Annotated in this window: 7 protein-coding genes; 5 read left to right on the top strand and 2 right to left on the bottom strand. The window is 51.0% G+C overall.

Translation table 11 applies throughout. From position 1 onward, the window contains the following. Nucleotides 1–237 (bottom strand): hypothetical protein (locus HY774_29310; GenBank protein ID MBI4752610.1); only part of this gene is annotated, 237 nt, incomplete at its 3' end. A 640-nt stretch (nucleotides 238–877) separates the two neighbouring features. Between HY774_29310 and HY774_29305 the strand changes: the two genes are divergently transcribed. Then, the gene (locus tag HY774_29305) at nucleotides 878–1,933 is read left to right on the top strand and encodes a beta-lactamase family protein (GenBank protein MBI4752609.1); all 1,056 of its coding nucleotides are present in this window, start codon (nucleotides 878–880) and stop codon (nucleotides 1,931–1,933) included. Nucleotides 1,934–1,988: 55 nt separating this feature from the next. Here HY774_29305 and HY774_29300 read toward each other — a convergent pair whose 3' ends face one another. Continuing rightward, complete coding sequence (locus tag HY774_29300) at nucleotides 1,989–2,855, bottom strand: NAD(+)/NADH kinase (GenBank protein MBI4752608.1); 867 nt, start codon at nucleotides 2,853–2,855, stop codon at nucleotides 1,989–1,991. A gap of 350 nt (nucleotides 2,856–3,205) precedes the next feature. Between HY774_29300 and HY774_29295 the strand changes: the two genes are divergently transcribed. From HY774_29295 to HY774_29280, 4 genes are all read left to right on the top strand, one after another. Further along, nucleotides 3,206–4,084: a diacylglycerol kinase family lipid kinase gene (locus tag HY774_29295; GenBank protein MBI4752607.1), complete on the top strand. Its 879-nt coding sequence runs from the start codon at nucleotides 3,206–3,208 to the stop codon at nucleotides 4,082–4,084. A gap of 218 nt (nucleotides 4,085–4,302) precedes the next feature. Continuing rightward, entirely contained in the window at nucleotides 4,303–5,196 is an 894-nt protein-coding gene (locus tag HY774_29290) for a DUF4115 domain-containing protein (GenBank protein MBI4752606.1), read from the top strand. Nucleotides 5,197–5,342: 146 nt separating this feature from the next. Continuing rightward, on the top strand, nucleotides 5,343–8,177 hold the full coding sequence (locus HY774_29285) for a UPF0182 family protein (GenBank protein MBI4752605.1): 2,835 nt from the start codon (nucleotides 5,343–5,345) through the stop codon (nucleotides 8,175–8,177). Nucleotides 8,178–8,363: 186 nt separating this feature from the next. Next, nucleotides 8,364–11,667, top strand: a 3,304-nt coding sequence (locus tag HY774_29280) for a tetratricopeptide repeat protein (GenBank protein ID MBI4752604.1), incomplete at its 3' end; no start/stop codon positions are given.

Raw genomic sequence — 11,667 nt, 5'->3', positions numbered from 1 at the left:
GTCCGATACGCCGTTGTTTGATCCCGCATTTCCCCGTGGAAACAATACCGTCAACCCGGGGACGCTCGTCCCTCCCGTGATCACGTTCCCCAAACCACCAGGAAAATCAACCAACAACGCGTTGACGTTGATCTGTTCCTGCGCCTGGCTCACGGGTGCCAATGTTACGACCATCAAGGCCGCCAACATCAGCAACGCTGACGCTTTCAAAAACCGTGTGAGCTTTCTCAATTGCATAGCTCTTTTCCTTCTCCTTAATTTTCGCGCCGCCGCACTCGCTCGTGCTTGACGGTTCGCTTTTTGTCATCTTCAGGCCCGGCGGCTCTCTTTCGCCAGCCTGCTTTACTCGCTCGCTCTCACTCCACTGCCCGAACTTGCGTCCTCTCAGCGAAGCCCCTGAGTTCCCTTAACTTTTCAGGTTGAATCCCCTTCAACCTTAATTCGCTCTCTATATTTCTAGGTTTTGATTTTTTGAAAAATTTTATATCACAGAAAAGTGAAGGCATTCTAAGCAGAGCATTCTGCGTGCCAAACCTAAATAAATTCAACCAAAATCTTAAGTCAATATCAGTAAGGTACAGCTAGACAAGGCGGTAACACTTCCATCACTAAACTTTACAGTTCTGAGTTTTTTAACTTCTGAACTAGCTTAATGCCTTCAGAAAGTAAAATCATCGTTTTCTCTGGAAAACAACTGAGAACTTTGTTACCAAACCCAGGTAGTATTGATTTCCAATTGACCATATTGCTCGTTGATTCTTTTGCGAAAAATGTACCCACCACATTCAATCCCTGGCCAGATTCACCCTTTACCCTTATTTCTGTTCCACTCTCTTTCCTTTAAACTATTAATCCTATGGTCATCTCATCAGTCTCAATGTCGTCTCACATTACACCTTTGCTTGAGCAAGCCTGTCATCATGGACTCATTCACGGAGCTCAATGGATGGCACTCAAAAATGGAGTCGTTTCTGGATCAGGCCAAGCCGGAAAGGTATATGAAGTCTATGATCTCGCATCACTTACCAAACCTTTAGCCACCGCACTTATCTGTCTTATTCTGAAGGACCAGGGAATATTAGACCTGGATCTTCCAGCATCCTCATATATGAAGGAGCTGGATTCGCTGGAAAAACGTGGTATCACCGCCCGCCAAATGTTGACACACAGCGCGGGTTTTTCAGCCTGGCAGCCGTTTTACCTGCTCACTTGCCACCCAGATGAAATTATTTCAACCATAAATCAACTCCCTCTCATCTCTGAACCTGGGTCAAAAGTGGTTTATAGCGATCTGGGGTACATCATTCTGGGAAAGTTGGTTGAAAGAATTACCACCACCCCACTGGATAAACTCTTTCAATCCCTGATCAGTGATCCCCTGGATCTAACAACTTTAACCTACTGTCCTCCCCAATCCTGGAAAGCACACATTGCCCCCACCGAAGTTGGAAATCAATATGAGCAGAATTTAGCCTCTCGAACTCTTGCCGGAAACCAGACGTCAGCCTATCAATGGCGAACAACCCTTATCCAGGGCGAAGTTCACGATGGAAATGCATTCTTTTTAAATGGAGTGGCTGGCCATGCGGGGTTGTTTGGTTCAATCCAGGATCTTTCAGTCTTAAGCCGTCAGTTTTTGCCGGGGAGCCAGTTGATCGGCCAATCAAGCCTTGATGAAGTTCGTCACAATTTTACGCCAGGACTAACAGAGGCCCGATCTGTTGGGTGGAAGTTGGCTCAAACTCCCGGCTGTAGCGCAGGCAACACCTGTTCTCCAGAAACCTTTGGTCATGTTGGTTTTACGGGGACAAGTCTCTGGATTGATCCTGAATCACTGGCGATCACCATCCTGCTTGCCAATCGAACTTTTCCGATTCACGACTTAACCCCACTCCGCCATGAATTTCACTCTCTGGCTTTTGCTCTTCCATAATTAAGGCTTAACCAGTGTGATCAACTGTGCGACGGGTCGAAAATGGAATTTGGGACTATTCCCCGCCCCATTTCAGCTTATCACGCAGGATTTGATAATAATTTCGGTTGGGAGGTTGAATTAATTTCAAAACTGAATCGCTTTTGCGAATCACAATCCGGTCATCCACAAAGAGTGAAATCGCGATTTGCCCATCGAGAGTCAAAGTAACGTCTTCGATATCGCCGCGAGTGGCGACCAGATGAAGTTCGATGACCGATTCATCTGAAACCACCAGGGGCCGATTGGTGAGGGTGTGCGGGCAAATTGGGGTTATGACAACGGCATGCATTGCAGGATGGATAATGGGGCCACCGGCTGAGAGTGAATAAGCAGTTGAACCGGTTGGGGTTGCAATGATTAGTCCATCAGCCCGAAACATTGAAACAAATTGTCCATCTATCCAGCACTGGATTTCAATGATGCGCGCCAGCAAGGCTTTATTGACCACCACATCATTGATCACCTCAACTCGGGAAACTTCATGGCCGTTGCGCAGAACGGCAGCTTCAAGTTTGATTCGAGTATCCACCTGATGTTTCCCAGCCAGCACCAGCTCCAGGGCCGGAAAAATATTCTCCGGCGAAAACTCAGTCAGGTAGCCCAGATACCCAAAATTCACCCCGAGGATAGCAGTTGGGCGCTTGCCAACAATCCGTGCTCCAGTAATCATTGTGCCATCGCCGCCTAAAACAACAATTAAATCTGAACATTCGGCAAGCTCTTGATTGGAAACGATTTTTACAGACGGGGGGAAAAAGGTGTGTCCCAATCCATCAGCCAGCACCTGGCAGCCCCGATGAATCAACCATTCGGTCAACTGAGCAATGAAAACCTGAGCTCCTGAAATTTGGGGCTTGATAACGAGACCAACGGTTCGCACTTTTGGTCTTCCGGACCGCTTACTGGATTGGATATCACTCATATGAAGAATTCTTTTTAAAATAAGGAAAGGCTTCCTGGCCTCAGTGAGAATGAAAATCTTTGCGAGAAGAGTCAATAGCAATCAACTCCCACCGGGTGCTCAAGTTCAGGAGACGAGTACCTTTATTTCCTGAGAGTTCCACCCCTGTCGTCAGGAGAAACACCCTCAATTCAGGGTCAAGCCGAAGGCGTTGAGTACACCATTCTTTTAACACACCTCGGGTACCTCTAAAAAATCAACTCTCTTGATTGAACCACGCTCATTTCCGCCAATTCGCAATTCAAAGCTGCCTGTTTTTTGTGAATTCAATGAAAATACTCACCATCATCAACCCATCAGCCGGTCAGGCCAAAGCCAAAAAAAGCATCAAAACACTTCCGACGCTGTATCAGCGATATAACCTGGAATCAACAATTTGTATCAGTCAAAGTGCTGAACATGTCCAGCAACTGGCTGCTCAAGCCGCTCAAGACACCTATGATATTGTCGCGGTATGTGGCGGCGATGGAACACTCCACCATGCCATCAATGGGCTACAGGGATCCCAAACCGCGCTGGGAATTTTGCCCATGGGAAGCGGAAATGATTTAGCCGGCGCTCTGGGCATTCCAACAAATCTGGACGCGGCATGTCAAATTCTCAAACAGGGTCACCATCGAGCACTGGATCTGGCTGATACGGGGCGCCGCGTGTATGCCTGCATTGCGGGAATTGGTTTAGATTCGGAGGTTGGAAAACGCACGCGCCATCGCCCGGCCTGGATTCGTGGAAAATTGATTTATCCCTATGCCGTTTTGCGATCAATTTTTACCTTTCGCCCCAAATTCTTGCGTCTGATTCACGATGGCGGAGTGTTTGAAGGTGAAATCTTGATTGCAGTGGTTGGAAATACCCGTCAGTATGGCGGCGGCATGAGAATTGTCCCTCAGGCGGATCCAGAAGATGGGCTCCTTGATGTGTGCATCGTCCGACCAATGAGCCAGTGGTATTTACTCAGAGCCTTTCCATCAGTGTTTACCGGAACCCATGTCTCGGATCCCCACGTGATTGTTCTGCGATCCCAGTCAGTCCGCCTGGAAACTCACGAACCACTTGAAGTTTTTGGTGACGGAGAGTTTCTGGAAGAAACCCCATCCCAGATCAAGGTCCGTCGGAATGCCCTACAAGTCATTGCACCAGGACGGTAACCACGAAGAACGGCCATCATTGCCAGGAACTCTCGTGCACCTGCTTTCAAGCTGGTCTTCTTGGTCCAGAACAATTCCAGGTCAGTACAGGTGAAAGCTGGAACCACCTCGAAATCTCAATTTGACACCCCATGGCGGGCAAGTTAACATTTCAGCTTCAATTATTTTCCCTGGTACTTCATCTTTATCTCATACAAGATCTTTTCGAGGAGTGTCCCGTGGCTTCCTTAGGTTATGAACTCAAACAGGCCCGTGAAGCGAAAGGTGTTACGCTCACGCAACTGGCCGAAAACACACGAATTGGCATTCGGTTTCTTCAAGCGATTGAATCCGATGACTTTAAATCGCTTCCGGGTGGGTTGTTCAATCGCTCGTTCATCAAAGCCTATGCTCGTGCGGTCGGCATTGATGAAGATGAAGCCGTGGTTGCCTATCAGAAACAAACTGGCGATGGACCAGCCAACTCTGACGCTCAACTCAACAACATTCCAACCTACACGGTGCCCCGCGAAGAAGAAGTCAACTTCGTGCCCTATATCATTGGCGCCGTGGTGGCTGTGGTCCTTTTTCTTGGGTGCTGGGCGTTGTATCGGCACTTTAATGCCCCAGGACAACAGATCTCACAACCACCCACAGTCCCGGCACCAGCGCCTCCAACTCCAACCAATCCCACCACAGTTCCTCCAGTCTTGAGTGGTGGAGCACCACCGCCGACCCCAGCACCAACCACTACTGTGCCACCGACCTCAGCACCACTGGTACTCGAACTGGTGGCGGCCAATGACGACTGTTATGTTAAGGTTGATCCTGATGGCAAAATCGAAAAGGGATTGGTCTTAAAAATGGGCCAGAACCAGACCTTCGAGGCCACTGAACAAATGCTGGTACGGGTTGGGAAGGTGGCTTCGGTCACCGCCAAACTGAATGGCAAGGAAATCACGCTCGAATCACCAACCGGGAATCGAGAAGATTTTAAAATTTCACTCAAAGATGGGCAGCCGGCCATTGAACGCATCAAGCGGTTTATTCCGAAAAACAAACCCGCCGCCACAGGCGATGCACCCACTGGAACACCCCCGACGACCACGGGTGGTACTGGGAACCCGCAATAGGTCGGCTCGGTCCTATTTTGTATGTACGGGGTTAGTTTTGTGGCGGACGACAGTCCGCCATTGTTGTTTTTCAGGCAGGTTTTTGGGCCATCGCGGGACACCGGAGCCCAACAATCCGTTTTTTCCAAGGGAATGAGGGTTTCATTATGAAAGACGTCGAAATTATTGAACCAACCGAACCAGGCCGCAAACCACCACGCATTCCCTCACCATCAACGCCCGAGAGCCAGGGAGAAAGTCAGGCCCGACGGTTTGTGATTCTTGGACTGATACTCCTGATTGTTTTTTTTGTCGGCCAGCGAATGCTTGCCCTGTACCTGGATTACCTGTGGTTTGACTCGCTTCGCTACGCAACGGTCTTTACAGCCACTTTAAAATTGAAAGTCGGCCTGTTCATTGGGTTTGCACTGGCAACGCTGGTGCTCATCCGGACACCATTCTGGTTGCTGGAACGAGCTTCGCATTTGGATCGAATCCAAACCGCCTTTGAAATCAATGGCCGACCAGTGGCATTTTCACCGCGCTTTCCCTTGCGTACGACGGCCTGGCTTGTCGCTGGGGTGATGAGTATTTATTTCGGCTCTCACATGGCGTCTGACTGGTCGCACTATGCGTTGTTTTTTCACCAATCCGCAACTATCGGAACGGATCCAATCTTTGGCCGACCGATTGGCTACTATCTCTTCACCTTGCCACTGCAAGTTCAGTGGGCAGACTGGCTCTGGACAATCAGCGGTGTTGTTTTTATTGGGACCTGTCTGGTGGCCAGTCTGGTGGCCTCTCAGACATCGCCGATTCCACCAGCCGTCCTGCGTGGGGTGTCAGTCAGTTTCGGTGTGTTTCTGGCTGCCTGGGCCTGGGTTGTGTATTTGAGTCGGTTTACATTGCTGCTGGCTGATCACACTGTCCTGTCAGGCGTCACCTATACGGACGCTCATATCCGGATTCCCGGCTTGCTCGCCATCACCATTTCATTGGGAATTGGAACCCTCCTGGCATTTCTGAATGCGTTGAGCCGTGGAAAATTTCGCTTGCTGGTCCTGGGTGCCGGATTGCCCCTGGTCGTTTTCGTCATCGCGCAACTGGTGATCCCGTCTTATGTCACCAATTTTATCGTCCGACCAAATGAGCTGGCCAAGGAAACCCCCTTCATCACCCACAATATTCAGGCCACGCGGGCGGCCTTAAAACTTGATGCCATTGAAGAACAAACCTATGAGGTCGAATTTTCCCCAGAAGCCCTTTCTTTTCAAAAAGAAAACCTGACGCTCAAAAATATACAGCTCTGGGATTGGCGGGCATTACAGGCAACACTCAAGCAAATTCAGGAAATTCGAACCTACTATGACTTTCCTGATATTGACATTGACCGCTATGTGGTCAACGGGCAACTTCGCCATGTCCTGCTGGCAGCGCGTGAACTTGACATCAACAAGCTGCCGGTCAGCAGTCGGAACTGGATCAATGAAAAACTGATTTATACCCACGGGTACGGGGTGACGATGAATCCGGTCACCCAGTTTACGCCTGAAGGTATGCCCAATCTGGTCCTGGCCAACATGCCGGTGGAGAGCAAAGCGCCGGAACTGAAAGTCACGCGTCCTGAGATCTACTATGGCGAACTGACCAACAGCACCGTCTATGTCAAAACCAAACAGAAGGAATTTAATTATCCACAGGGTGAAACCAATGAAGCCACGGTCTATGAAGGCCAGGGAGGAATTCGGATTGGCTCGGGGTTGCGGCGATTCTGTCTATCGCTTCAGTTAGGCGATATTACCCGGCTTCCCTTCTCAGAAGACATCACGGCGGACAGTCTGGTTTTGATTCGGCGAAACATCCGGGAACGAGCCTACTATCTGGCGCCCTATCTTTCATTTGACGAAGACCCCTATCTGGTGATTAGCGAGGACGGCAAGCTGTACTGGATGATTGACGCCTACACGACTTCCGCCAACTACCCCTATGCCCGTCATTTTGCCTTCAATGGCGATGCGACACCGGTCAACTATGTTCGCAATAGCATCAAAGTGGTGATTGATGCCTATGAAGGATCAACCTCGTTCTTTATTGCCGAACCTCAAGACCCGATTATCCAGGCGTACAGTCGGGCGTTCCCGGCACTCTATCAACCCCTGGAAGCCATGCCGGAATACCTGAAACTTCATATTCGATTTCCGGAACGAATGATGGAAGTCCAGGCTGCTGCCTATAGCCTCTATCATATGGATAATCCGCAGGTATTTTACAACCGGGAAGACCTGTGGAATGTGGCGACTGAACTCCGGCCAGGAAAAGACGGAAAACAGGCGGCGCTTCCGATGGAACCCCACTTTGCGCTGATGCAATTGCCTGGTGAGTCAGATTTGGAGTTCATCAGCATGCTGCCCTTTACGCCTTCCAATCGAAACAACCTGATTGCCTGGATTGCTGGTCGTTCGGACCGGGAACATTACGGGAAAATGCTGGTCTACCGCTTTCCGAAAACCAAACTGGTTGATGGTCCGCAACAAATCGAAGCCCGCATTGACCAAAACGCCTTTCTCTCAGGTCAACTCACCCTCTGGAATCAACAGGGGTCAAGCGTCATTCGTGGCCAAATGGTGGTGGTTCCAATTGGAAAGTCCCTGTTGTATGCCGAACCGATCTATTTGCAAGCCGCAAACAGTCCAATGCCGGAATTGAGGGTGGTGGTACTGGCATCGCAAGAGCACCTTGGCTATGGCACCAACTTTGACGAAGCACTCAACAGCCTCGCGAAAAGTTTGGGGACCTCAATTGACACCGGCCCGGGGGTACCAGCACCAACCACGACCGAAGCCACTGGCGAACCACCTTCCAAATCCCGCGAAGAACTCATCGAACAGGCTTCGAAACATCTGGAGGATTACCAAAAACTCATGGCGGCAGGTAAGTTTGGCGAAGCTGGTCAAAAACTGGAGGCACTCAAGCAAACGCTTGGGGAACTTCGGAAAAAATAATTCAGGGTTCAGGGTTCAGGGTTCAGGGTTCAGGGTTCAGGGTTCAGGGTTCAGGGTTCAGGGTTCAGGGTTCAGGGTTCAGGGTTCAGGGTTTTCGAAGTTTTGTCCGTTTTTGTCTTTTCAGTCCTTTTCGTCCGTTCTTGCTTTTCCCAACTGCCACCGGAGGTCACAATGATATATTCTCATATGTTTTACAAAAGACTGGGTTTAAGCTGTTTTTTGGCGCTGGCACTGGTGCCAGGTCCCTTTTTCATCGGTGTAAGTGTGGCGCAGACAGCTCAGCTTTCAGAAAACCTGGAACCTGGAAAACCAGTTGGGCGCGAACTCAAAGGTGGCGAAAAACACACCTACCCTATCTTGCTTAAAGCCAACGATTTTCTGAAACTCGTGATCACTCAGAAAGGGATTGATGTGGTCGCCCGATTGGTGGGCCCCGATGGAAAGGTGGGTAAGGAGGTGAATACCCCGTATTGGGGCAATCAGGGTGAAGAGTTGTTGTCCTCCATTATCGAGAACGAAGGTAACTATCTACTGGAGATCGAATCGCTCGACAATACGGCACCGTCCGGTAAATATGAACTCAGCCTGAAAGCAATCAGATCAGCCACTGAGCAGGATCAGGCTGAGGTTGAGATTGAAAAACTCATCGCCAAGGCCAGGGAACTTTATCAAATCGGAAAACTCGACCAAAGCCTGCTCATCGCCCGAGAGGCGGTGGAAAAAAGCGAACAGGTCTTTGGACCGGAACATCCGGTCCTGGCCACGAGTCTTCATTACCTGGCGAGATGCTACGCCGGAAAAGGTGACAACCAAAACGCTGAACCACTCTTTCAACGGGCGCTGACCATTCGGGAGAAGGCGCTGGGTCCCGACCACCCGGATGTCGCCCAAACCCTCAACAATCTGGCTATGATCTGCCTGGAAAAAGGCGACTATCAAAAAGGCGAACGACTCTTTCAGCAGGTGCTGGCTATTCGGGAGAAGGCACTGGGCCCTAACCATCAGGATGTGGGTGCCACGCTCTTCGGTCTGGCTGAACTCTACCGGGCCCAAAATGACTACGACCGCCTTGAACCCCTCTACCAGCGGGTTCAGGCCATCTGGGAAAAGGCGCTGGGCCCTAACCACCCGTATACCACCATGAATCTTACGAGCCTGGCCTTGCTCTACCAAAGGAGGGGTGACTACCAAAAAGCCGAAACCTGCTTCCAGCGGGTGCTGGCCATTCGTGAGAAAACGCTGGGCCCTGACCACTGGGATCTTGCCGAAACCCTCACCAATCTGGCGGCACTTTACCTGGTCAAAGGCGACTATCAAAAAGCCGAACCACTTTTCCAACGGGGGCTGGCGATGCGCGAGAAAACGCAGGGCCCTGACCATCCGGGTGTTGCCTTAGGTCTCACCGGTCTGGCCATGCTCTACCGGTACAAAGGCGACTATCAAAAAGCCGAACAACTCAATCAGCGGGCGCTGGCCATCCGCGAAAAAACGCTGGGCCCGGACCATCCGGATGTTGCCTTGAGCTTGAACAATCTGGGCGAGCTTTACAGAATAAAAGATGGCTATCAAAAAGCCGAATCACTCTTTCAGCGCGCGTTGGTCATTCGGGAGAAGACACTGGGCCCTGACCATTTGGATGTCGCCGTCACCCTCGACGGTCTGGCCTCGGTCTACCTTGATATGAATGACTACCAAAAAGCCGAAGCCTTCTTCCAGCGGGAGCTGGCCATCTGGGAGAAGGCAGTGGGTCCTGACCACCCAGGTGTTGCGATCAGCCTCAACAACCTGGCTGAACTGTACCGATCCAAAGGCGACCAGCCAAAAGCCGAACTATTTTTCCAACGGGCACTGTCCATACTGGAGAAAGCCATGGGCTCTGACCACCCGCACGTCGCGCTTTTGCTCAACAACCTGGCTCAATTATATCGAGCCAGGGGCGATATTTCACAGGCAATCCAATTTCAGGCGCGAGCCAACGAGACAAGCGAGCGTGATCTGCTCCGCAATCTCGCCACGGGTTCGGAACAACAGAAAGCCCTATATCTCAATCAAACGAGCAGGTACACCGATCAAACGCTTTCCTTACACCTTCAATCCGCTCCCCAATCCGTTGAAGCTCAACGAGCGGCCCTGGCGGTGGTGTTGCGTCGGAAGGGTCGCGGGCTCGATGCCATGATCTCAGCCCTCGAAACCCTGCGGAGTCAACAAATCCCGGAAATCCAAAAACTGATGGATGAGTATGCCAGTCTGGCCGGGCAGATCTCGGCGCTGGCCTTGCGTGGACCTGAAAAGCAAACCCCGGAAGAGTATGTGGCTTCGTTGAAAGCATTGGAAACCCAAAGCGACAAACTGGAAGCTGATATCAGCGCCAAAAGCCTGGAGCTTAAAACCCAATTCACGCCAATTACGGTGGAAAATATTCAAAAGCAGATTCCTGCCGACGGAGTGCTGGTTGAATTTGTGTCCTACCAGCCCTATGAACCCAAAATAGATCAATTTGGAACCCCTCGCCTGGCCGTCTACACCTTGAACCAGTCAGGTGAAATCAAATGGGCGGATCTCGGCGAGGCTGGTCCGATTGAGCAGGCGGTGGCAGTCTTTCGCCAGGTGGTCGGCAAACCGAAAGCCGACCTGGCCAAAGACATTACTCCCGCCGCTCAGGTTTTGTACAAGCTCGTCATGAAGCCGGTGAGGGCACTGGCAGGAAAAAACAGACACCTGTTGATTTCGCCGGACGGCGTTTTGAATTTGTTTCCGTTTGCCGCCCTGATGGATGAACAGGGCAACTTCCTGGTGGAAACCTATACCCTGACGTATTTGACCAGCGGGCGCGATTTGCTGCGGCTGGCAGTCAAAATTGACAGCCTGGAGCCTCCGCTGGTTCTGGCCGACCCGGAATACCTGGAGGGAGTCGGGCCGCAGATGATGGGTCGGTCTCTGGGTCGATTGGCACGCCTGATCGGCACCCGACTTGAAGGCGAACAACTCAAAGCCATCTTTCCCGATGCCCGGTTGAAAACAAAAACCGAAGCTACGGAAAAAGAACTCAAACAGGTCAACCGACCAGCATTGGTCCATATCGCCACCCACGGTTGTTTTCTGGAAGACGCTCCCCAAACCAGCGAAAAAAATATCCCGGTTCATGCACGAGATATGGAAAATTCACCCATTCATTTTGATAAGGAACGGGAAGCCAATCCCCTGCTTCGTTCCATGTTGTTTTTTGCCGGCGCCAATCATGGAGGTTCAGAAGACAACGACGGAATAATGACCGCCCTCGAAGCCGCCCAACTCAATCTCTGGGGTACCAAACTCGTTACACTCTCTGCCTGTAATACCGGACTTGGCGACGTCAAAAACGGCGACGGGGTCTATGGGTTACGACGTGCCCTGGTCCTGGCCGGCAGTGAATCCCAAATGATAAGTCTCTGGTCAGTCTCAGACCAGGCCACACGCGAGTTGATGGTTGACTACTACACCCGGCTCAAAG

This window comes from Acidobacteriota bacterium (assembly GCA_016208495.1).
In the GTDB taxonomy this organism is placed as follows: domain Bacteria; phylum Acidobacteriota; class Blastocatellia; order Chloracidobacteriales; family Chloracidobacteriaceae; genus JACQXX01.
This window is presented reverse-complemented; position numbering and strand designations above follow the sequence as displayed.